This is a genomic window from Bacillus sp. ChL18, assembly GCF_026241425.1.
Lineage (GTDB): Bacteria > Bacillota > Bacilli > Bacillales > Bacillaceae > Bacillus > Bacillus velezensis.
On the sequence record NZ_JAPHWE010000001.1, the window covers coordinates 1154649 to 1181494 of the forward strand.

The following is a 26846-nucleotide window of genomic DNA, read 5'->3' on the forward strand; positions in this document are numbered from 1 at the left end:
TTAACTCAATTGTTGTACATGTCTTGTTACTTTAGGCTGATAGCTTCGCAGTTTTTGCATCGCCGAGCCGTGATGTTCAGGGTATACTTCTATCATTTCTTCCGGTTTTTCCTCCGGCTCTTCCGCCTGTTTCATCATGACGAACTGATTCAACGGGCCGCCGAGCAATCGTTCAAGCGCGGCCATTGCTTCCGGTGCTTCAATTGATCCGACTCCCGCCTGTTTCATCCGTTCTTGATAGTCAGCAGATGATACGATTCCGACACTGCCCCAGTAGCTCCAATTCATCACTGCCGCCGAATACGGCCGCGTTTTAGCCAAATGAGCGGCAAAGGCATCTTTGAAACTGCATCCGGCAGCATAATTGCTTTGTCCGGCCGCTCGTGCAAATGATTGAACAGATGAGAAGAACAAAGCAAAGTCCAGCGGCTCATTTCGGAACACGCGGGCCATATTCACGCTGACATTGACTTTCGCAGCGAGCACGCTTTTCAAACGGCTTTCCGGCATATTTGCCAGGCTCTGATCCTCTAAAACAATTGCGGAATGGATGATTCCGTTAATTTGCGGGTGCGTGCGTTTGATCGTTTCATACGCCCGTGTGAGCTCATTCGGATTTGCCGCGTCAGCTTCAATATAAATCGGCGCCGGGCCGAATTGGCTGAGCCTGTCGATTTTTTCCTGGATGGCGCTGTTATGTTTTCGTCTGCCGATCCAAACGACTCGCGCCTGATATGTTTTCACGGCATATTCGCTCCATGCCTCGCCGATGCCCCCCGCGCCGCCGATGACGACATAAACGCCGCCTTTTTGGTAAGCGGGCCGGCTTGACACCGGCTGCTGTACAGGAATAAGGCGCTGTTTGTACCAGTGATTGTTCCGGTACGCCCATGTATTGCCTTGCTCATCAAACGGCGCTGAGAACAGCTCCGCCTTTGAAACATCTTCCGGACATCCGGCATCAATCAGCCTTGTTTGCCAGTTCGGATACTCTTTTGCGAGCGAGCCGACCAAACCGTGAACGCCTGCATGAGCCGGATCAATAATGTCCGCCGGCTGTACGGACTGTGTTTTTATTGTGACTGCAGTCAAGCTGATTCGCTTGCCTCCATATCCTAAAGCAAGCATTGCCTTAATCACTCTGTACATCTGGATGACGCCCGCATCCTGAGCTTTCACCATGTCATCAGCGCTGTGAAAAGGAGCGATCCATACGATATGCCCGAAAGACCCTGTTGCTTTCAGTTCAGCCGCAACAGCCTCTATTTCATCCTCCGGGTTGATATGGAGCCGTTTCGCAGAAGGATGATGCAATTGAAAAGCCGCGCTTTCCTCATCCCCCGCGATAAAGACAACCTCTTCCGTCTTATATGCCGGGCTTTGATCACGGAAGTCCGCGAGATCCCACACCGGAGCCAGAAGGTTTGCTCCATTTAATGATGTTTCCGGCGCGGAGCCTTCCATCATTCTGGAAGAAATCCCTTTAATTCTGACACAGACCCGGCCGGTCTCATCGCATAAGTCAATGTCCATACGCTGTATTTTTTCATCCGTTCCCCGGGAGCTGACGTACGCCCACATGCTTGTCGTGCACGGACTGAAAATGTCCAGTTCTTCAAGGGCGAACGGCAGTGACAGCTGGTTATCATCTGCGTGAAGCTTCAGACCGATTGTCGCTTGCAAAGCTGAATCAAGCATACACGGGTGAAGAACGTATTGATCTGCCGTTTCTTCGAGGAAGGAAGGCAGCCGGAGCTCAGCTAATGCTTGATTGCTTCCGATATGAATCTGCTGAATTCCTTGTTGTCCTGGACCGTATTCAATGCCGATTTTGCTGAATAAGCCGTAACACTGTTCAGAAGTCAGTATACTGAGGCCGCATTGAGCTTTCAGTGCGCCTATATCACGGTGCGGAGCCTCCCCGGCGCTGAGAATGCCGGCAGCCCCCTGACAGTGTATCTGCCTGCCGCTTGCTTCTGTTTGTGAGTCCGTGTAAATGTCATACACGATTTCACCGTCTTCCCTCGGAATCAGGCTGATTTGCGCTTCAATCGGGCGGGTTCCCGCTTCGATCGGCCGAACCCAAACGATGTTTTTCAGGCGGGTGACAGACGGAACTTCCTTTTGCCCTTTGACTGCCTGAGCAACCGCCGCCCTAGCCATTTCCAAGTAGGCAACGCCCGGCATAACCGGCTTGCCTTTAATAAGATGATCGGTGAAAATCGTCTCTTGTCCCGTAAATTCGGATCGGTACCGCTGCTCTGTTAAATCTGATACATTTTCGTGAAGCAGCGGGTGCAGTACCCGCGACGTCGGCACAGCTTGCGGTTTCTCTGCTTTCGGCCGGTTGTCCGTGATCCAGTACCGCTCTTTCGCAAACGGGTAAGCAGGAAGACTCATCCGTTGGGGCTTGATATCAGAATATAAGCCGTCCCACTTGATATCCGCGCCCTGCACCCATAATTCCGCAAGCTTGTCATTCTCTCGGCGGCTTATCAGCTCTTCGATATCCGCTTCGCCGTTTGCGCCTGCCAGAATGGACTTCAGGGAGGTTTTACCCACTTTTCCTTTATAAATGCCCGCTATATCATAACGTCCTTTCGCACAGCTCTTTAGCTTGTCCCGAAGTTCTTCGGCCGAGGAAGCGATAATGGCCGCTCTTTCTTCCATCGCATCACGTCCCTGCTGAAGCGTGTAAGCAACATCGGCAAGATCCGCATCCGTAAAAGAAGCTTGCGCCAGCTGCTGCGCCTGTTCCTGCAGACGCTCTTCTTCTTTGGCCGACAGCACAAAGATTTGAGGGTGTGTGAAAACAGCTGTTTTTCTTTCTACCTTCGGGATATATTCTTCAATGACGACATGGGCGTTTACGCCGCCGATGCCGAAAGAACTGATTCCCGCACGGCGCGGCAGATGATTGCCGTTTTCGTCTTTCAATGCCGTCCATTCTCTTTTTTCCTGTAAGATGTAAAACGGACTGTCTTTCAGCTTGATATACGGGTTGATGACCTCGCTGTGGAGGCTTTTTGCAAGTGTTTTATGCTTCATCTGCATCAGCACTTTGATCACACCCGCGACACCGGCTGCCAGTGACAGGTGGCCGATATTGGTTTTGGCCGAACCCAGACCGCAGTGACTCGCATAAACGGCGGAATCGCCTGTTTTTTCGTACAGCTTTTGAAAGGCGGATTTCAGGCCGTTGATTTCGACCGGATCGCCAAGCTCCGTTCCGGTTCCGTGCGCTTCTATATAAGTGACGGTTCTCGGATCAATGCCGGCTTTGTCATAAGCCGTTCTGACGACTTCCGCCTGGGCTTTCGGGTTCGGTGTCGTCAAGGAGTTCGCGCGTCCGCCGTGGTTGACCGCGCTGCCTTTAATGACGCCGTAAATATGATCGCCCGCTTTTTCCGCTTCTGACAGATTTTTCAAAAACAGAATTCCGGCACCTTCACTGACGGCAAATCCGTCCGCCCTGTCGGAGAATGTTTTACATTTCCCTTCTTTGCTCAGCGCTCCCGCTTTGTCATAAGCGATGTGGCCTTGCGGAGTGACGACGGTATTCACGCCGCCGGCGATCGCCATATCGCAGTTCCCGTTTTCAATGGCGCATACGGCGTGATGAATCGCGACCAGCGAGCTGGAACAAGCCGTGTCGATCGGTTCACTCGGCCCGTGCAGATTAAGCATATAGCTGACGCGGTTCGGCCCCGCTGACGGACTCATATTTGCGGCTGACGCACCGCCGATATCCAGGTCGGAAAACAGTGAGCCGTATCCGGTATTCCCCGTGCCGATATACAGGCCTGTTTTCGTGCCGGAAAGGCTTTTAGCGGAATATCCCGCATCTTCTATCGCCTTCCACGCATACATCATTAACAAGCGCTGCTGGGGATCCATCTGTTCGGCTTCCAGCGGTGAAATTCCGAAGAACAGCGGATCAAAATCCGCAACTCCGTCAATAAATCCGCCCCACTTTACATTTGTTTTGTTGGCTTCATTAAGCGGGTCACCGTAATACTCCCGCCAGTCCCAGCGATCCGCCGGCACCTCTGTTATACAGTCTTTTCCCTCTTCTAAGTTGCGCCAATACTCATCAATATTTGCGGCCTTCGGAAACACCCCGCTCATGCCGACAATGGCGATCGGTTCCGGTTTATGTTCAGCCGCCGTCTGAACAGGCTGTACGGCAGTTTTTGCAAATCGTTTGTTCCCTGCCAGTCTGATGCCGCCATCATCAGTTACGCCGCTTTGTTTTTCTTCTTTCGGCTGTGTGCTGCCGGCAAATTGTGTTTGATAGTCTTCTGCTAAATGATGCGCCAAGGCTTGAATCGTCGCATATTCAAAAAATACGGTCGGTGTCAGATCAAGCTGATAAGTGTCATTCAGCTTGTTGGCGAATTCCGTCAGCGTAATGGAATCAAATCCGTATTGATTGAACTCCAATTCGATATCGATTTCTTCAATGTTGATTTTCAGAAGCCCGGAAACCTCTTTTGCCAGCAATTCCTGAAGTTTTGCCGTCAGGTCTTTCGGCGCAGGCGTTTCCTCCGTTTTCTTAACCGGTGCAAAAGCGGCTGCGGGAGTCTTTTGAAGCAGCTTTTCCCGCATTACGGCGCCGTTTCCTTCCATGACGAGCACGCTTGTTTTCCCCGTGCTCCATGCTTTGTAAAGAGCTTCTATTCCGGTTTCAGTGCGCATCGGCGTTACGCCGGTTCTTTTTTCGGTGTGCTTCGCCATTTCTTCATCGACTTGCATTCCGCCGTCTTTCCAAAGCGGCCAATTGACCGACAATGTATGTCCGTGGCGGTACATTGCCGTAACCAGTGCGTTGCGGTATGCCGCATAGCTGTCCATAAATGCGTTTGCCGCCGCATAATCCGCCTGTCCCGCATTCCCGGTGACGCCGGAAATGGATGAGAAAACGATGAAAAAGTCCAGCGCTAAATGCTCGGTTGCTTCATCAAGGTTGACAAATCCGTCCGTTTTAGGAGCCAATACACTGTAAAACTCTTCGGTTGTTTTCTTTGCGATATACTGATCTTTCATCACACCCGCGCTATGAATGATGCCGTGAAGGCCGCCATATTCCGTCTCAATTGTTTTGACCAGGTCTGCCGCAGTTTGAGCGTTTGTTACGTCAGCCTGCTTGTATTCCGCTTTTGCTCCGAGTGATTCAAGCGATTGCAGCTGCATCCGCTGATTCTCGCTTAAAGCGGAACGGCCTGTCAAAACCAGTGTCGGCTCTTTGACTTTGCGGGCGATTTCTTTCGCGAAAATAAAGCCTAAGCCCCCGGCTCCTCCGGTAATGAGATAAATGCCTCCGTCGTTCCACGGAATGCGTATTTTGCCGCCGGACACGGCCGTTTCTTTGACATCTGCGCTGTATCGGATGCCGTTTTCATATTTGATATGGCTGTCATCAGCCCGTGTTTTATTTTCTCTGATGATGTCTGTGATTTTTCCGTTTTCCGCCGGTTCTATTTCAATCAGCTGGGTTTTCAGTTTTTTATGTTCCAGGCCGGCTGTTTTTAACAGAGCTGAAATGCCTGAGAGCAGCTGATGCTTATCTGTTTTAGAGAGAACCGTCTGGATGAGGACGTCTCCATCCGTCTCTTCCTTCAGCAGTTTTTGCAGCGTCTCCAATATCCGTCCTGTATAATCACGGAAGCGCGCCGCCGCTTTCCCGTGCGGGGAGGTCATTTCAATACATTCAGCTCCCGCGGCTTCAACGGCTTGTTTCAATCCGGCGTCTGTGTCACAAAGCAACACGATATGCCGGGCAAAAACCGGTTCCGTTTGAACGGCGGTTTCATCGCTTCGGCTCCATACCGGCTCAAGCATGAGCGTTCCCGGAGCTTTTTCTTTTTTCTCAGGTTCTTTTTCAGCCGTTCTGAATGACAAACCTTTCAGCCTTACGCACACCTTGCCGTTTTCATCACAAATATCAAGATCGCGTTTTTCAATCTGGCCGGCTTTGTGGTCTTCAGAAAGTCTGGCGTAAACCCACATCTCGGCAGCGCAGGCGCTGAATACTTCAAGCTCCTGAACCGCAAACGGAAGCATCAGTTTTTCATCATTTGTTCCGGTTAATATGCTTGATGCCTGCAATGCAGAGTCCATTAAGCCCGGATGCATGACATACTCCTGTACCGTGTCCGCACAAGCCGCATCAAGAGACAGTCTGCCCAATACGAAATCATCACCTGTATAAATTGCTTTGACACCACGGAAAGCCGGGCCGTAATCAAAACCGATTTTGCGGTACATATCGTATACTTCATCTGCAGAAAACGGTGTCTCGGCGGATTGTGATCTCAGCTTTTGGAGATCAATGACCGGAGCCTCGGCGTCAGGGCGGACTGATACTGCCCCTTGGCTGTAAACGGACGGCTGATCTGTTTCCTGACCGCTGTAAATGTCGAATTGAACGTCATTTGCCGTTTCAGGAATGAGACGGATGTTGACATGAACCGGCTCGTCTTCAATGGTGATCGGCCGCACCCAAACCGTATTCTTAAGCTTGACGCTTCCTTGTCCGGCCGGAACTTCAGATGCCTGTTCCATTGCTGCGCGCGCCATTTCAAGATGTGCCACCCCCGGTAAAATCGGCACGCCTTTTACAACATGGTCCGCAAGGTAAAATTCTTCTCCTGTATAGATTGAGCTGAACCGCTGTTCTGCAAGGTTTGAGGTATTTCTGTGCAGAAGCGGATGAAGCGCGTCTTGTTTTCCGGCAGACACAGTGCTTGTTTTTTCGTGTTTTCCGGTGCTTTTTGCCGCCCAATAGCGGTCTTTTGCAAAAGGATACGACGGCAGGCTCATGCGTTTAGGCGGCCGGTCTCCATACAGCTTCGCCCAATCGACGTTCAGCCCTTTGACCCATAATTCAAGCAGCTTCGCGTATTTGCCGCGTGCCATCCATTTTTCAACGGCTTCTTGAATTTCTTCATCTTCCGTCAGCATTTGCAGGGTGCCTTTGTCTATTTTTCCTCTGTACAAATCCGCGTGCTTATCTCCAGTGATAAACTGTGACAGTTTTTCCTGCAGTTCTTCTGCGGATCCGGCAATAACCGCCAGGCGTTCTTCCATGGCGTCCCTTCCGATTTGGAGGGTATATGCCATAGAAACGAGGGAGGATTGATTGTACCGTTTTTCAGTAAGCGCACGTTTCAGCTGTTTTGCCTGCTCTTTCAGGCGTTTTTCATTTTTGGCGGACAGAACGAAAAGACATGGGTCGATATGAGAGTCATCTGCTTCCTCTCTGTCTTCTGGGATGTATTCTTCGATGACGACGTGGGCATTTACGCCTCCAATGCCGAATGAGCTGATGCCCGCGCGGCGCGGCTGTTCGTTTCCGCGTTCGTCCGTCTGCGTCTTCCATTCCATCGTCTCCCGCACTAGATAAAACGGGCTGTCTTCAAGCTGAATGTACGGATTTACCGTCTCACAGTGGAGACTTTTTACTAATGTCCGATGCTTCATCTGCAGCAAAATTTTAATAATGCCCGCTGCTCCCGCGGCAAGGGATAAATGGCCGATATTCGTTTTGACTGACCCTAAGCCGCAATAGCCGGCCGCTTTCTCTTTTCCGTCTGCAAACGAGCTGAACGCTTGTTTCAGGCCGTTAATTTCAACAGGATCTCCCAGTTCTGTTCCGGTGCCGTGCGCTTCGATATAAGAGACTGTTTTCGGATCAATGCCCGCTTTTTTGTATGCGGCTTTAATGACTTCCGCCTGTTGTTTCGGGTTAGGCGTTGTTAAAGATGCCGCGCGGCCGCCGTGATTCACCGCGCTTCCTTTAATAACGCCGTAAATATGGTCCCCATCCGCCTCAGCGGCTTTCAGCTTTTTGAGGAAAAAGAGCCCTGCTCCTTCACCATGGGCAAAACCGTCAGCCTGATCAGAGAACGTTTTGCATCTTCCTTCTTTACTCAGCGCGCCTGCTTTGTCAAAACTGATATACACATCCGGAAGAACAATCGTATTGATCCCTCCCGCCAGAGCCATGTCGCACGTCCCTTCTTCAATTGAAGAAACGGCATGGTGTATGGCAACGAGCGAGCTTGAGCAGGCGGTATCAATCGGCTCGCTCGGCCCGTGCAGATTGAGCGTATAGCTGACACGGTTCGGTCCGACAGACGGACTTGTATTCGCCGCGGATGACCCTTCAATCTCCGCATCGGCATTGGCTAAAAGAGAACCGTAGCCGGTATTTCCGGTCCCGATAAACACACCTGTTTTTGTGCCTGAGAGACTCTTTGACGCATATCCGGCATCTTCAATCGCTTTCCACGCGTGCGTCAGCAAGAGGCGCTGCTGAGGGTCCATTTGCTCCGCTTCCCGGGGTGAAATCCCGAAAAACAATGGATCAAATTCAGCAATTCCGTCAATAAACCCGCCTTGGTTGACGTTTGTTTTATTAGCTTCTTTTGCGGGATCCCCGTAATAGTCCCGCCAGTCCCAGCGGTCTTTCGGAATCTCGGTCATGCAGTCTTTGCCTTCTTTCAGGTTCTGCCAGAAAGCTTCAATGTCTTCTGCCATCGGGAAAATCCCGCTGATGCCTACGATTGCGATCGGTTCCGGCCCTTGGTCCCGCTGCACTGTCTGCGGAAGCGCCTCAGGCAGAGTGCGGCGTCGCTTAACGGCCGGGCGCGTGATTTGAGTCTCTTTTACCGGTCTTGCCGATTGAACCGTTTTTGTATTTACCGCAAACCGTCCGGCAAATCCCTCTTCGTATTCACTGATTAAATGAACGGCGAATTCATGGATTGTCGGATGATCAAAGAAAATCGTCGGCGTTAACGTAAGCCGGTACGTTTTGTTTAACTGGTTCGTAAACTCAGTCATCGAGATAGAATCCAGCCCGTATTTTGTCATTTCTTCATGAGGATCAATTTTGTCAATGTTTACTTTTAAAAGTGAGGCCGTCTGCTGTTTTAACAAATGCTTCACTTTTTCAAGCAGGCTGTCAGTATCAATGTCATGAACTACAGTGGTCTCTGCTTCCGGACGATGATCATTCTCTTTGCGGAACAGTTTTGCTTTCATGTGTTTCACATCTCCTTCAAGAACCGTCATCCGGGCTGTCCCGCTCATCAAGCCTTGATATAAAGCCTTGATGCCGGCATCTGTGCCGAGCGGTGCGATTCCCGCCTCCTGCATCAGCATATCTTCCGTCTGCTTTCCTGCCTGCATTCCGCCTTCTTTCCATAACGGCCAGCTGACAGAAAGCGTCTTTCCGTATCTTTGTCCTGCGGCTTGTAAAGAACGGCGGTACTCGGCATACATCTCCATAAAGACATTTGCAGACGCATAATCAGCCTGGCCGACGCTTCCAAGCACACCTGATAAGGATGAAAAGACAATAAAGACATCTAATTTCTCATGTTGTGACGCTTCATCAAGATACACAAGGCCCTTCACTTTCGGAGCGAGAACGTGTTGGTATTCCTCTGCCGTCTTCTTCACCATGTAGTTGTCTTTTATAATGCCGGCACTGTGAACAATCCCGTCCAGCCTGCCGTGCCGTTTGCGTATATTGCGGATCAATCGGTATACTTCTGCTTCGTCCGTGACATCGGTCTGCTCGTAGAAAACAGAAGCGCCGGCAGCACGTACTGTTTCCAGCATGTCTTTCTGCTTTTCTCTGAGAGCGGACCGGCCGGTTAGTAAGATGACGGCGTCTTTTGTACGGTTTGCGATCTCTTTTGCAAAGATCAGACCTAAACCTCCGGCACCTCCTGTAATGAGATAAACGCCTTCGTCTTTCCACGGAATGTCCGGCTCCGCTTGAGAAATATCCATCTCTTCCCAATCAGCGGCAAAGCGCTTGCCGTTTTCATATTTCACATGGACGCTTTTTGCATGCATACGGTTTTCGGACGCTTTTTCCGCTATGCCTTCAGCACTTTCTTTCTCCTCGGCTTCGATCATTTGACAGATCAGCTTGGATTGTTCAAGGCATGCGGTTTTGAAGAGGCCGGTAATGCCTGAGAACACCTGCTGTAAGCCTGCTGACCGCGTAACAGCTTGAAATAGAACGCGGCCCTTCGGCTTGCTTTTCATTATGGTTTTAATATGGTCAAACAGCTGGCCCGCATAAGAATGATACCGCTCTGCAATAGATGCGGGACGATCGTCCAAGATAATGACGCTTGCATGTTCAAGCTTTGCTTCGACAGCTTGTTTTACGGCTTCATCGTACTCACAAAGGAAAATGATATGCTCTTCATACGTTGGCTCGTGGTCCGCCGGTTCCGGCTGCTCTTTCCAGATCGGTTCAGCGAGCAATGTGTCCGTACGGCTGACGGAAACGCCGGCACCCGCGTTTTCTTCCATGATCCGCGTTGAGAAACCTCTCATCCGCACACAAAGCCCGCCGTTATTGTCATATAGATCAATATCGGCTTTTTGGATAGGATCGCCGGCTTTATTGTTCGCGCTGAATGTGACGTGCACCCACATATCATCAGCGCACGGATTCAGAACGTCCAGCTCCTCTAAAGCAAACGGCAATGCGGCTTTGAATGGTTCCCCGCTTTCTGCAAGCAGCGCTCTCGTCACGTTTTGCAAATATTCGGCGGCCTGAAGCGCACCGTCCATCATACTCGGATGAAGGATATAATCAGCTTTTGTATGAGAGACGGATTCAGGAAGCTTCAATTTAGCAAGCAGCCGGTCTTCGCCTTTGTATACAAGCTGCACCCCTTTGTATCCGGGCCCGTAATCAGCACCGATCATTCCTTTGTAAAACGCTTGAGATTCGATTGTTCCCTGTGTGCACCGGCGCTTCAGCTGCTCAATATCCGCCGCTTCCTCCGGTTCCTTCCGGATGATTTCAGCGATGCCCTGATTATAAAGAGGAGCTTCTTCACCGATAGAATCGTTACCCCCGTACATTCTGTATTGAATCTGTCCGTCCTCTTCTTCATAAAGTCCGATATGGACACGGACAGCCTCCTGATCGGCTACCACCGGGCGGACCCATACAATATTCTTTAAGCGCAGGCCCAGAGAATCCTCTGTTGCCCCGCCGATGCTTTTCTCCGCCGCGGCCCGTGCCATCTCAAGGGTAACGGCAGCCGGCACGATCGCCATTCCTTTAATGATATGCTCGGCAATAAAATACTCTTTTCCCGTGAATTCCGAACTGAACCGCTGCTCCTGCAAGACGGATGTATTCTGATGTACCAGCGGATGCAAAAGCTTGGTATCCGTTTGCTTCACGGTTTCTTCCGGCCAGAAGCGCTCCTCTGCGAACGGGTAGGTCGGCGCACTGATTCTTTGCGGCGCGGAATCCTGATACAATAAGCCCCAATCGACACGCGCTCCTTCAACCCAGAGTGCCGCCAGTGCTTTCAGCTTTTCATCCCTTGTCTGACATGCCGCAAGCTCTTCCATCTCCTGAGCTGACACTTCTCTGCTTCTCACTTTTTCGCCCCGTAAGATGTTTTGGTCATTGCTATTGATGAAATCCTGCAGCTGACGCTTCAAATCGTGACGATCATGACTGATAAAAACGGCTCTCTCTTCCATCGCTTCACGTCCGGTCTGATACGTAAATGCCAGATCATGCAAGGAAACATCGTTTTCGGCTTCATCCAGAAAGCCGGATAAACAGGATGCATAGGCAGTAAGACGCTGCTTATTTCTCGCTGACAGCGGAACGATATAAGGCGGCTGTCCGTCATTTGATCCGCTGATCGTTTTGTTTTCATACTGTTCAAAAATGGCGTGTGCGTTTGTTCCTCCGAGTCCGAATGAGCTTAACGCTGCGCGGTGCGGCGTCTCTCTCTCCGGAAGCGGTTTTCTCTTATCCGCCACATAAAACGGCGAACCGCTGAATTTGATATTCGGATTCGGTGACGTGTAATTAATGGTAGGCGCCAGCTCCCGATGATATAAACTCATGGCGACTTTGATGCACCCGGCCAGACCTGCTGCTGTATCCAAATGTCCGATATTCGTTTTTACGGAGCCGATCCCGCAATACTGCCCCCGGTCCGTGTAACGTTTATACACTTGCTGCAGCGCGGACATTTCAATCGGATCACCCAATGTCGTTCCTGTGCCGTGCGCTTCGATATAGGAAATCGTCTCCGGGTGAATATTCGTGCTGTCTAAAACATGCTGGATGACGTCAGTCTGACCTTTTACACTCGGTGCGTAAAAACCGACTTTATCCGCTCCATCATTGTTCAGACCGATGCCTCTGAGCATGGCGTATATGTGATCTCCGTCCTGAACGGCTTGTGACGCCTTTTTCAGCAGAATGACGGCCGCTCCTTCTCCGCCCGCCATACCGTCGGCTGAAGCATCAAATGCCTTGACATGCCCGTCGCTTGAAAAATTCAATCCGTTTTGGTGCACATAGCCGATGCCGGTCGCTGCATGCAGAGTTGCTCCGCCGACGAGCGCGTATTCCGATTCTCCGCTCGTTATGCTTTTGTAGGCTGAATAAAGACCGACTAATGATGATGAGCAATTGGAATGAACGAAATAGCTTGGCCCTTTTAATCCGAGCTTATGGGAAACCATCGTCGGAATCGTGCCGCTCTGCGCTAACACCCATGACACATAGCCGTCGGGAGATTCATGGCCTTCTGTCGTTTTTTCCGGCAAAAGCGACCGATACGAATTATTGCTTGCCGACATATATACGCTTGTCTTCGGAATCTCTTTCGATACATATCCCGCGTCCTCGACGGCTTTCCAAGAATGAAGCAGCAGAAGCCGAAGCTGAGGATCCATAAATTCTGCGTCTTTCGGAGAAATGTGAAAGAACTCAGGGTCAAAGAGATCTTTTCCTTCTATCGTCGATAATGCCGGCACATAGTCGGGATTTTCGATCAAATCTTCAGGCACGCCGGCTTCCCGAAGTTCTTCTTCCGAATAGAACCGGACGCTTTCCTTTCCTTCTCTTAACTGCTTCCAAAACTCATGATGATTTTTCGCGCCGGGGAACTGGCAGGAAATCCCCACTATCGCCACACTGTCTTCAAAGTAAGACGGCATCCCGTTTTGCGGTGTATGTTCTTTTTCTCTTTCATCTTGGCCGGACACCTCTGATTCAGCCGCCTGTTTTGTTTCAACAATAAATCGGCTGATCGCCTGAATGGTAGAGTGTTCGAATAAATCCGTGACGGTAAAATCGCATTCCAGCTCCTGTTTAATGCGTTCTGCCGCCGCAACAGCCAGAAGCGAGTCGCCTCCCACATCGAAAAAGCCGTCTTCGATTTTGATGCCCGCCGTATTCAGCAGGTCTTCCCATATTGCGGTCACTTTCGCTTCCGCTTCTGATAACGGCAGTCTGCCCGTCTTTTCAGACCGGTGAACGATTACCTTGCGCTGTTTTAGGTCTTTGCGGTTCACTTTTCCGCTCGGTGTTAACGGCAGCGCATCCAGGCGGATAAAATGGGCAGGCGCCATATAATCCGGCAGGCTTGATAAAAGATGGTTGCGGAGCGCTTTTTCGTCTGCCGTATGACCGGAGCGGGCCGTATAATAAGCAATCAGCTTTTTATGTCCGTTCTTTTCCTGAACCACAACCGCCTGGTCAAGGATATCCGGATGTTCGCTCAATTTCGTTTCAATCGCTCCCAATTCGATGCGGAAGCCGCGAATTTTCACCTGACTGTCAATCCGGCCGGCATATTCTATATTTCCATCAGGCAGCCATCTGGCCAAATCACCTGTCTTGTAAAGTTTTTCTCCTTCACTAAACGGATTATCAATAAATGATGCCGCCGTCAGCTCAGGCTGATTGTAATAGCCTCTGGCCAGGCCGGCGCCGGCCACGCAAAGCTCCCCGGCCACACCGTCAGGGACGGGGCTGAGCTTTTCATCGACGATATAAAGCCGCGTATTGTGAATCGGTTTCCCGATCGGCGTATTCCTGCTTGTGATTTCCTTTTGGCCGCAGCTGTAGTAAGCGGCATAAATGGATGTTTCCGTCGGGCCGTATATATTTTCAATTCTGGCATGTTTGAAGATGGAAACTGACTTTTTGACTAAATCTTTCGGAAACGCCTCACCGGCCACCATCACATACTTCACAGGGCCGGCTTCTGTAAATGCCGTATGCCGCTTTACCGTTTCCAGAAATACATTAAACACGGCGGGCGCAAAATTCAGATGCGTGACCTGGTGGGTTTGGATGTATTCCATGCAAAGCTGCGGATTTTTTTCTGCACCAGGCGGCAAAATGACAAGCCGTCCGTTTCCGATAAACCAGCCGAATAATTCAGAAATCGAAACGTCAAATACGTAATTCGTTTTTAACAGATAGGCATCCTCTTGAGCGACCGGATACTCAGCTTCCAAAAACTGCAGCGTATTCATGATGGCCCTGTGCTCAACCATGACGCCTTTCGGTTTTCCCGTGCTTCCGGACGTATATAGAATATAAGCGAGATGATGCGGTTTTGAACGCGGCGTCAGTTTTGCCCCGCTGACAGAACGTCCGCTGTTTTCAATTTCCACCGTGCTCACACCGCCGATGGCCAACTGTTCAATCATGCCGCGCGTCTTTTCCTGCGTTAATACGATTGACACGCCGCTGTCAGTCAACACGTGGGCCATCCGTTCGTTTGGAAAAGCCGGGTCCAGCGGCACATACGCGCCTCCCGCTTTTAAAATGGCGAGGATGCCGATGACCATCTCAAAAGAACGCTCCGTACAAATGCCGACCGGGCATTCCGGTGTGACGCCCTTTTCTTGCAGGTACACAGCGAGCGCCGTGCTTCGTTCATCTAATTCGCGATATGTAAGACTGTTTTCACCGAATGTGACGGCTTCTCTGTCAGGGTGGCGTCCGGCTTTTTCCGCAAACACTTCATGAATGCAGCGCTCATTCGGCTGATGGGATGAACGGCTTTCATCCCGTTTTTGATTGAGCAGGCCGGAACAGGCTTCAAAAGCGATCTCCGGATCAGAAAGCACCTTTTCCGCCAGTTTCATATAATGCTCCGCCAGCCGTTCGATGAAAGAAGGACTGTAGACATCCGGGTTGTACAGAAATTGCAGGACGGTTCCCGTTTCTTTTTTATAGACTTCAAGCGCAAGCTCAAATTCGCCTTCCTGATGAATGTCTTCTATCATTTCAATGCCGAGTGATTGATATAGTTCCGCCAGCTTTTCCGCTCCTTCCGTCCGGAAGAAGTTTTGATAGAAAAACGCGGTTTGAAAAACAGGCGACACCGCAGGCGAGCGTTCCGTCTTCAATTCTTTGACAAGCGCGGGAAACGGATATGCGGCATGGTCAAGCCCTTCTGCCAGTGTCAGCTGCAGCTCCTTCAAAAACGACGTAAAAGATTTGGCGCCCGTCTCCCTGCTTCTGACCGCGATCATATTAATAAAGTATCCGATGACAGACTCAAATTGAGCCTCAGAACGCCCCATCGTCGGCATGCCGACGATGACATCTTCCTGCTTCGTATATTGATAGAGCAGTCCTTTGAAAATAGCGAGATACACAACGGATTCATTGACATTATGTTTTTGGGCGCACACTTTAATCTGCCGGTTCAGTTCATCAGGAAGCAAGCGCTGATACGCCTGCCCTTTGCAAGTTTGAACCGATGATCTCGGATAATCCGACGGAAGCTCAAGCACCGGCAGCGGTCCTTCCAGCTGCTTTTTCCAATAAGAGAGATGCGTTTTTCCCGCTGCGCTTTCCAGCAGCTCTTTTTCCCATTTCACAAAGTCATGATAATCTGCGGCCTGCTGAAGCATGACAGGTTCTTTGCCTTCACTTGCTTTTACATAAGCGTCCAGCAGCGCCGACATAAACGTCATAAGAGAGACGCCGTCAAAAATGATATGGTGAATGGTGATTAACACAATCGGCTCCCGCTTCGCCCGCCGGAATACTTGAACACGCAGGAGCGGCCCGGTTTCAAGCGAGAACGGTTCTTTTGCTTTTTCTTTAATAAACGTAAGCGCATCACGCCCGCTTAAGTCAGAAAGAACCATTTCTTCAATCGGAAAATGCCGATCCGTATCTTCTATCTGATACGGAAGGCCGTTTTCCTCTTTTATCACACTGGTCAAAATAGGGTGCTGGCGCTGCACGGACAAAAGAGCGTTTTTGAATGTCTCGATATCCAGCTTTTGAAAACGAAAGCATAACGGAATGTTATATGCGCTCATCTCCGGAAACATTTTCTGAAGCATCCACAAACCTTTCTGGCCTTCAGAAAGCGGACGTTTTGCAGTTGTCCGCTTAGAAGCCTGAAGCTTTTGTTCTACCTCAGCGATGGTGAGCGTTCCTGATCTGTAGGCATCGAGAAGTTCTTTATGATTCATAGGTCTTACTCCCTTCTATGATGTCTTGCACTCTTTTAAAATCTAATGTCCCCTCAGAGACCTGTTTCATCATGGCGATGATCTCCTGATCCGTATACTCCTTGTTATCCGGAGCGGCGGCTTCTGTTTCGGTTTCTTCCGTTCGGTAAAACGTTTCGATCGTTTCTTTATGTTCTGTCAGGTAATAGCTCATGACGTCTCCGAGCGTGGCATAGCTGTAAAATAACGCCGGAGTGACTTCAATGCCGTAATGACTCGTCAAAAGAGCGGCAAATTTGGCTAAATAGATGGAATCAAATCCGAATTCCGCCCAGTTTTTATGCAGGACGAGTTTATCTTTGGATATTTTCAGCAGACTGTGTATCTGCTCTTTCAAATCCGCTTCGAGCCGTTTTTCCGCGCTTTCTTCCGGGATGCGGCGGCTCACGGTTTCCAAAAGCGCATCCGGTTTTGATGAATCGTCCCGCTGTATGCCTAAAAATCGTTCAGCACGGCTTCTTTCGCCGGCAATGACAAGGCACTGGGTGTTGTCTTGAGAAATGATGCGCTCAAAAAGCTCAATGCCTTCATCAGTTTCTAACAGGCGCTGGCCGCTTGATTTCAGGTACATGCCCGTCGTCTCTTCACCGCCGACGGCCATTCCGCCGTTTTTCCAGACCGGCCAGTTTATGACAAAAGCGTTTCCGCTTTCGGATTGTTCGTTTTTATAGTGGGCATACGCCATTTGGAACCTGTTCGCGACCGCGTAATCACAGCAGCCGAAATCTCCTAAAACAGCCGATGTGGATGAAAAGTAGCAGATGAAATCCGGCGTTTCGTTTTTCAGCCACTCGTCAAGAAGCAGGCTTCCGTTTATTTTCGGTTCAAGCGTACTGCGGAAATTCCCGATTTCATTTTCAAAGACGGATGTTCTGCTTTCGATGCCCGCCGCATGAATGACGCCGTGAATGGCTCCGAATCGTTCTTTCGCGCGCTTGATGCAGTCGCCCATTCCGATCGGATCACAAACATCGGCTTCGGCGTAAAGAACACCCGCGCCGAGATTTTCCAGGTCTTTCATTTTTTCTTTCTTTTCTTCATTGATCGGCGACCGCCCCGTGAGAATGACATTTGCCTGGTAGTTCCGGGCGAGATGGCGGGCAAATAAGTAGCCGAGCCCTCCTAATCCGCCTGTAATGAGATATGTTCCGCCGGTTCTGATCCTGCTGTTTTCTTTCGTTAGTCCGGTTGGTTCGGTGTGATAGACATATCGTTTTCCCTCTTCCAAGAAAACGGTTTGGTCTGTTTCAGCTTTCAGCTCGTCCCAAATCGTTCTCATCCAGTCCGTTATGGCCGCACCGGCTTTTCTGAAGTGGCCGGTAACACTTGTTTTCGGGAGAACAATGCCGAGCGAGCGCTCAAAGCCGATCCATGATTCCAAGTAGCACTTTTCCAGACCGGATGCATATTCCCCCGCCAATAACAGCCTTTCCGGCTGCAGACCGGTCTCAGCCATTGCTTTGAGAATATGAACGATACATGAATAATCTTCGATGCAGCTTTTATCTTCAAGCGCCCATAAATACAAAATGGCAGAAGCTTCACCGTACTCTGTTTGAATATCCGCAAAAGCGTTCACAAATGATTGCGGATCTTCCCGCACCACTTGACAGCGGCCGGCGGACAGAGCCTCATACCGGTCTCCCTGAGCGATAAAAATAACGTCAATGTCATTGTCATACGATTTGATCACAGAGATGGCTTCCTGCTGCTTCTTCTGATCAGATAAGAAAGAAATCACCGTTTTGATTTTCTTTTCTCCGGCTGCCGGCAGAGCCTGTTCTTTAAGGACTTCTCTAAAAGCCATCACTTCAAACTGTTCCGCCGGATCACTTTCATCAGCCGGCGCGTTAACGGGCGCTGCCTTGCTTTGTACAGGCTGCTGATGCCAGAAGCGTTCTTTCGCAAACGGATAAGCGGGCAGGCTGATGCGGGCCGGAGGACGGTTTCCGTATAATTTCGCCCAATCGATGTCCAATCCTTTTACCCAAAGCTCAAGCAGCTTAGAATATTTCCGTTTGCTGATCCAAGCGTCTATGATTGTTTCCATATCATCATCCGCCGAAAATACGGCAAGCATCCGTTTGTTCTCTTCCGTGCCATCACGGTGCAGTCCGGCGCTGTTTTGTCCGGCGATAAATCCATTCAGTTTTTCCTCAAGTTCATGAAGTGAATGGACGATAAAACCGAGACGCTCTTCCATCGGCACCCGGCCAGTCTGAAGAGTAAAGGCTATGCTCATAAGGTCGCTGCCGCTGTATCTTTTTTCACGGATAGCGTCTCTGAGCTGTTTTGCTTTTTCAGTGAGCCGTTCGCTGTTTTTCGCGGACAGGACGATGAGGGCGGGCTGATCTGCCGGCGTCTCATCAGGCTCTTTGTCTGCCGTATATTCTTCTATGACGAGGTGGGCGTTTGCTCCTCCCGCGCCGAAGCTGCTTAACCCCGCCCTTCTCGGAAGTTCTCTGCCGCCGATGACGGGACGTTTCCACTCACCGAGCTCCTGCTGAACGGCAAACGGCGTATATGCGAAATCAATATTCGGGTTCAGCTGTTCCGCGTGCAGGGACGGCGCAATTTGGCGGTCTTTGAGCTGGAATAATATTTTTGTCAGACCCGCAATGCCCGCGGCGCTTTCACAATGGCCGATATTTGATTTTGCGGAGCCGATGGCGCAAAACTGTTTGTCTGTTGTATCCTCTTCAAATGCTTTCGTTAATCCGGCGATTTCAATCGGATCTCCTAATGCGGTGCCCGTACCGTGGGCTTCAATATAACTGACGGTGCGCGCCGGGACGTTTGCCCTTTGGAAAGCTTCTTTTATTAAGGCGGCCTGCGCATTCGGATTCGGAACGGTGTATCCGTTCGTTTTGCCTCCGCTGTTAATGGTGCTTCCTTTAATCACACCGTAAATGTGATCGTTATCGGCAATCGCTCGGTCTAACGGCTTTAACACGACCGCGCCTACCCCTTCTCCGTCGACAAAACCATCCGCGCGGTCTCCGAACGATTTGCACGTGTCGCCTGCGGAAAGCATGTTCATGACTGACAGATTCATATAATGGATCGGGTCGGTCACTATGTTTACGCCCCCGGCAATCGCGCATTCGCTTGAACCGCTGTATATGCTTTCAAGCGCCAGATGAATGGCCGTCAAAGAAGAGGAACAGGCTGTATCAACGGCAATGCTCGGCCCTTGGAAATCAAAAAGGTAAGATACCCTGTTGGCAATGGACCAATAGCCGTAGCCTGTCGGGTAGTTTTTGTTCATCGCGCCGGCAAAAACACCGATTTTTCTGCTTTGGCACAGATTGTCAGGCGTATAGCCGGCATCCTCGATACTCGCATACGCCGTTTCTAAAAATAATCGCTCCTGCGGGTCCATTCGCTCCGCTTCCAAAGGAGAAATCTGAAAGAACAGCGGATCAAACTTGTCCATATCCTCAATGAAGCCGCCCCATTTCGTATAAATAGAGCCTTCTTTACCTTTCTCTTCATCGTAGTAATCCCGCCAGTTCCAGCGTTCCCGCGGGATTTCTTCTATGCAGTTTTTTCCTTTTTTAATATTTGCCCAAAGCTCAGCCGCTGTTTTTGCCTGCGGGTAGCGTCCTGAAACACCGATGATGGCCACGTCGCGAACCGAACTTTGCCGGACCGTCTCTTTGGCTGCCCGTTTTTCCCTCCGCCGCCAGTCAGTGCGAAGCGGCTTAGCCGGCTGTACAGCCTGCGGTTCTGGTGATGCCTTCCGTTCTTCCTGAACAGGCGTTTGTCCGGTCAGTTTGATCATCGCGTCTTTTTTCGTTTTGATTAAGTGAGCGACGAGCGCCTCGATCGTCTGATATTCAAAAAATAAAGTGCTGCTGACTTGGTCCAATACATTTCGTAACGCGTTTGTCAACTGTACGACGACGATAGAATCAATTCCGTATTTTTCAAGCGGCGCTTTCGGATCAATTTGAGCCGGCGGAATTTTTAATGTTTCTCCGATTAACGTTTTCAAGTACTCGGTGCTTTTTTCTGTTAAAGACGTGTCGCCTTTTTGCACCGTTGTTTGCGCCTGAAGTTCCGGCGCATGTACTGCTTTTGGCGGAGCGGTCCGTTTTCCGGCCTTTGCTTGAAGCGTTTTTTGGCGAACAATGCCGTTGCTTTTTGCCGCTATAATCTGATGGCTTAATTCATGTGCCGCTTCTGCCGGGAAGAAGACAGAATGCCAGCCTTCACTTTCTAACACGCGCTTCCAGCTTTCCGGATACAAGCCCGGGCACCCCGGAATACGAAGGGCGGAATCTTCATGCAGCCACCAGCCTTCAAGCAGTCCGAAAGTAATATGCGGGAACAGGCTGTTTCCCGCCATTTCATTTAAGAGCAGCAAACCGTTGTCTTTTAAAACGGCTTTTGCGTTTCTCAGCGTCTGGCGGATGTCTTTCGTCGCGTGGAGCACATTGGCCGCAACGACGATGTCGTATGCGCCCGGCTCTATGTCCTGGCCGGCAAGCGGCGCTTCTGCGTTAAAAAGCTTATACGTCAGATAAGGGTTCCGTTTGCCGTATTCCGTCTCCGCATGCACGAGAAAAGCTTTTGATACATCGGTGTAACAGTATTCTTTTATATGGTTTTGATACGGCCTGAGCTTTTCAAATATGCCTGCGCTTGTGCCGCCTGTGCCCGCTCCGATTTCCAGTATGCGGATCTCGGCTTTTGAATGTTTGCTGATGTTTTCTTTCACATATGCCGTTAATGTATCTGACAGGGCGCTGTTAAAGTAATCCGCGACTTGGTTGCGCTTATAAATTCCTTCAACAAGTTCCATTGAAGAATGCGGGAACATGATATCTGTCGCCGGCACGTCTTCGCGCAGAATGCCCGGCAGTGCTTTAAGCATCGTCTCGGCTAAAACAGTCATCGCTTTTGTATCGGCATTGTTGAGCCATTCCTCTTTTTCCCGCTCCCATTTTTGCCATAGCGCGGCGGTTGTGTTTTCGGCCCGCGCCGACAGTTTATATGAATCCGCATTCCCTTCCAGATAGCCATGTTCCAGAAGGAAGGCGATCGTTTGCTTGAGCCATTTTTTAAAGTATTTATGCTCGGGCTCATACACTTTAAGGCTTTGCGGCGTCAGCAAGTCCGCTTCTTTAAGCTGGGCGATCAACAGCTGATACAGAAAATCATCGAGCTCCTGATGTTCAGCCTCTCTTACAAGACGTGCGCCGGGCGGAGCGACCTTCGGCTGTTGTGAAAAGATAAGCGGCTGAGGCGGATAAACAGAAATTTTTTCTGTTTCACTCATTCCTTCGACTGCGACCGGTTTGGTCGTATGAATGAAGGCCGCCTGATCAATCGGCAGCGTCATAAGGGTTTCAAGCGCCTCCATCGCGGCGTCCGGTTCGATCAATCCCAATCCGATCTGATCCATCAGCTGAATAAAATCGCCGTCTTCAGCTGCTTCGCTGTTGCCCCAATAGCCCCAATTCATCACTTTGACCGGACAATTCCATGTCTGATCAAGTTCTTTCGCAAATGCGTCACTGAAAGCGCATCCTGCGGCATAATGGCTTTGTTTCACGTTATGAATAAATGCCACAAGCGAGGAGAAGAAGAGCGCAAAGTCAAGCGGCTCCCGTCCGAATACCTCCGCCATGGACACACTTACATCAGCTTTTGCCCGCAGCACCGATTTGAACTCTTCTGTCTTCATATTATTTAAGCTTTGCTCAGACAGATCCATTGCCGAGTGGATGATTCCGTTCATTTTTGTGTGGCGCTCTTTTATGAACTGATAAGCCCGCTCTAAGGAAGACCTGTCAGCGGCATCGGCGGAAACATATTCAGGGGCCGGGCCGAATGCGCTGAGCCGGTCGAGTTTCGCCTGTATGGAATCATTCAGTGTGCTTCTTCCGATCCAAATGATGCGTGCTTTGTAGCGGCGGATCATGTATTCACTCCATGCCTCGCCAAGATATCCGGCGCCTCCGATCACGACGTAAACCCCGCCTGTTTGGTACAGCGTGCCGTTTTTCGGCATATTGTCAAGCGGTATCAGCTGCCGCTCAAACAGCTGCTGGTTGCGGTACGCCCAAATTTTACCGTTTTTCCCGGCAGAAAGACTGAGCGCCTCTTCGATCGGCCAGCTGCCGTCCGTTTCTGTGTCAATCATGCGGATATGCCAATGCGGATATTCTTTCGCCATTGTTCCGGAAAGTCCGCTGACTGCGGCTTGTGACGGGTCGGCGCTGTCTTGATCCGAAAACGGCTGGGCATTTGCTGTGACGATGCACCAGTCCAAACGTTTTTCTCCGTACCCTAAGGCAAGTAATGCTTTCATCAGCTTGAACACATGAAGGACGTTCCTATCCTGTTCCTTGAGGCTGTCAGCACTCTCAGCCTGCGGAGCAAGCCAAATGATTTGCTCCAGTTCTTTTTGTCCTTCAAGCATGTGCGTAAGAGATGTGATATCATCCGTACCTCTGATCGGATAATAGGAAGCGTTCGGCAGATGTTCTTTTATGCGCGTATGTCTCGAATCCGTTCCGCCGAATACTGCCGTCTGCTTATCCACCGCTGCTTCCCCGGCTTTTTCAAGCGCAACAGGCTCCCAAGCCGGAATCAGCATCGTATGGCCGACAGGCGCCTCCGTGGTTTCTCCGCCCGCTGTTTGGCTTGTGTCAAGCGCCCGGACGGACGCGCCTTTCATCCTGACATAAACCGTACCGGCATCATCGCACATATCAATGTCAAATTTTCTTACGTTGTCATCTGCTTTGCTGCCTTCTGTGTACCGGATATATGACCAGATATGTTCAGGGCACGGCCCAAAGACTTCCACTTCCTGCATCGCAAACGGCAAAGAAAGCTCGTGGCTGTCTGCATCGTCATGTATCGAGCGGACAAGCAGCCCGACGGAGGCGTGAAAAGCGGCGTCCATCATACTCGGGTGAAGCGTATACTGTTCTTTTTTGTCATGTACGGCTGCTGGGAGTGAAATACGGGCCAATAATCGGTCTTCTCCGATCAGCAATTGCTGTACGCCCCTGTATGCCTCTCCGTAATCCAGACCGATCTTTTCAAAAGCTCCGTAACATTCTTCTGCAGTTACGGTTCCTAAATTGCAGGAAGCTTTGACAGACTCGATATCTATCTGGGCGCTTCCCGGTTCGGTAATGACCGCTTCACCCTGGCTGTGAATGACGGGATCTTCGCCGTTTTCTGCCTCACTGTATATTTCATAGGTAATCTCACCATCATCTTCCGGATAAAGGGCAATATGTATTTCCTTCGGTTTGTCTTCAATTATGACCGGCCGGACCCAAACGACCTGTCTGAGTGTGACGCTATGGTCTTTTTCCGTCACGGCAGCGGCCTTTTTGACCGCCTCTGCGGCCATTTCCAAATAGGCGACGCCCGGCAGAATTTTTTGTCCGTTAACGACATGGTCAGATAGGAAAAATTCATCTCCTGTAAAAAGAGACGTGAAGCGCTGCTGCGAAAAATCTGACGTATTTTCCTGTAAAAGCGGGTGCAGCACTGTGCCTGACGGGCTTTTCTCCTGTTTTTTCTGCTGCGGAATCCAATAGCGTTCTTTTGCAAACGGATACGTCGGAACGCTTGTTTTACGCGGTTTACCCGAAGCGTACAGCCTATTCCAATCTATTATTTTCCCTTCTGCCCATAACTCGGCAAGCCGTATCGGATCATCCGTCTCAGGAGCGGCTTCGCTCAGTTCCGGCAGCTCGGCTTGTCCGCGCCAAAGACCGGGGATGTTTTCGTTTCCTTTCACAAAATCATTCAGCTTTTCTTTCAAGTCGCGGGTGTCATTTACAAGGAAGACAGCTCTCTCCTCCATTGCTTCACGTCCTGTCTGAAGTGTATAAGCCAGTTCAGACAGCACCGTCTTTTCTGAAAGCGATCGGGCTAGTTTTTCCGCATAGGCCAGAAGCCTGTCTTTATTTCTTGCTGACAGCGGGATGAGTTTTGCTGCATCGCTCTCAGATGCAGGCGCTTTTTGTTCAGGCTGAATGTATTCTTCTAAAATGATATGGGCGTTCGAACCTGATGCACCGAAGGAACTGAGTCCGGCCCGGCGCGGATAATGTGTGACTTTTCCGTTTTCTTCAGCTGCCGGCTGCTTCCACGGAGCAGTCTGCTGCTGTACGTAAAAAGGAGATCCCTCAAATTTCAGGTAAGGATTTAATTCCGCAGAATGCAGTGATTTGACAAGCGTTTTGTGATGAAGCTGCAGCGCTGCTTTTGTTAACCCGCTGATCCCCGCCGCTGATTCTGCGTGGCCGATATTTGATTTGACCGAACCGATGGAACAAAATTGCTGATCCTGCGTCCCTTGGCTGAACGCTTTTGACAGACCTTCAATTTCAATCGGGTCTCCTAACGAAGTACCCGTGCCATGGGCTTCCACATAACTGACGGTCCGCGGGCTGATACCTGCTTTTTTCAGACAGGCCTTAATGACTTCTGCCTGTGCAGCAGGACTCGGGACGGTAATTCCGCTTACTTTCCCGACGTGGTTAACGGCGCTTCCTTTAATGACCGCGTAAATGCGGTCGCCGTCTTGTTCGGCTTTTTCCAGCGGCTTGAGCAAGACCGCACCGACTCCTTCTCCGGAAACGTAGCCGTCCCCGCCCTCGCCGAATGTACGGCAGCGGCCGTCACTTGAGTGCATGCCCACGCTCCCGTAGCTGAGATATTTCGCCGGGTGCAGCGACAAGTTCACCCCTCCCGCAAGCGCGGCTTCACATTCGCCGCGGCGGATGCTTTCAATGGCCAGATGAACGGCGGTCAATGATGAGGAACAAACGGTATCCACCGCGATGCTCGGCCCGTGGAAGTCACAATAATAGGACACTCTGTTGGCGATCTGCGCATAATTCAGTGAAACCGGAAAAGGATCAGTTTCAGATAATTGTTCTGCGCCGATTAAGGAATAATCTTTATGCATCACCCCTGCAAATACGCCGATCGGATGCTGTTTCTTCCCTTTATTCCCCAGTGTTTCAGGTGTATACCCCGCATCTTCAATCGTTTCCCAGCATGTTTCTAAAAACAGGCGCTCCTGCGGGTCCATCATTTCCGCCTCACGCGGTGAGATTCTGAAAAACTGCGGATCGAAACAGTCGGCATCGTCAATGAAACCGCCCCATTTTGATACTGTTTTTCCAGACGGGGACGTTACGTTTTGATATGTTTTCCAATCCCATCGGGACTTCGGAACTTCAGTGATGCAATCCGTGCCTGCCTTAAGGTTTTCCCAAAACTCCGCCACACTTTTCGCTTTCGGATAGCGGCCGGCCATTCCGATAATCGCGATGTCTCCGGTGTTTTTATGATGTTCTGGCGCGTCCGGTGCTTCAGCTTCAGACCGTGATGGTTCGGCTGCACGTTCCGCACATTGAAATGAACCAGTCTTTTTCAGAAAGGCTGCGAGTTCTTTTATATTTGTATATTCAAAGAGAAGAGTGGGCGCGAGGTCCGCACCCGTCTTTTTATTGATATCTTGTACAATCTCAAGCAAAGAAGATGAATCCAGCCCAAGCTCGTAGTAGCCTCCAAGAACGTCCAGCGTCTCCCAAGGCTGCCCAAGCTTATCAGCCAAAAGCTTCTTTAAAAACAGAATGATGTCTTTTTCATCTGCGCTTTCCGGCTCAGCTGCAGCCTGTTGATTCTGTTCGGCTGTATTCGCGTCTTCTTCAAGCCGAACCGCTTTTCCCGTAATGTTTTTAAGCTCCGCCACCTTCTGTCCGGATCGGCTGAAGTACTCGATCGTCATCGTTGTGAGTTCTTTTTCCTGACGGACGCCGGAAGCGGCGATACGCGCTGTGCACTCAGATTGCAGCCTGTCGGCGGCCGTGAACGATTCATAATATAAAGGCAGATGAAGCCGGTTTGTTTCAGAAAGCAAACCGCTCGCCCCGATTCCGCTCGCATCCAAAAGGGCCGGATGGAATAAAAAGAAATCCTTTCCTTCTTCGCAAGAAAGCTCAGCCAGCATGCCGCCTTCTGTTTCGTACAATCGTCCGTTCGATTTCATCATGCCGGAATGAACCAAGTCATGATCCAGGCAGCGGTTATACATGTCATCAAGATTCAGAGATCTGCCTGACTGCTTTACATCGCCGAAATCAATGGTTTCGTCAAATGTCACAGCGTCTCTTTTCACCATTTCAGCCGTCGCATATTGTATATTGTCTGACAGCTCATCACCTTGCTGTTTCTGCCCCGAAAGGGAGATGAGCCACTTTCCATCTCCGCTTTCAGAACATTGAATGGTCAGAATGATTGCAGCCGTTTCACTGACGGTTAAAGGCTGATAAATCGTAACGTGCTTCAATTCAAGCTCATTGTATACATAACCGTGTTCCTGAAAAACCTGATAAATCAAATCGATATAAGCAAGACCGGGCAATACCGCTTCACCAAAGACCATATGGCCCTTCATGATGGGATGATCCAGTGAGATATTGATTTTTTCCGATATCATTCCTTCCCACTCCTCT

The 26846-nt window shown here is 50.3% G+C and carries 2 protein-coding genes; both read right to left on the reverse strand.

The window, feature by feature from the left end; all coding sequences use genetic code 11:
* A complete protein-coding gene (locus OQ477_RS05745; RefSeq protein ID WP_265971707.1) occupies positions 1–16305 on the reverse strand; it encodes a non-ribosomal peptide synthetase in 16305 nt (5434 codons plus the stop codon).
* Positions 16295–26830 (reverse strand): SDR family NAD(P)-dependent oxidoreductase, encoded by a 10536-nt coding sequence (locus OQ477_RS05750; RefSeq protein WP_265971708.1) that lies wholly within the window; start codon positions 26828–26830, stop codon positions 16295–16297. Before OQ477_RS05750 ends, OQ477_RS05745 begins: the two co-directional genes overlap by 11 nt.
* Positions 26831–26846: the final 16 nt, after the last annotated feature.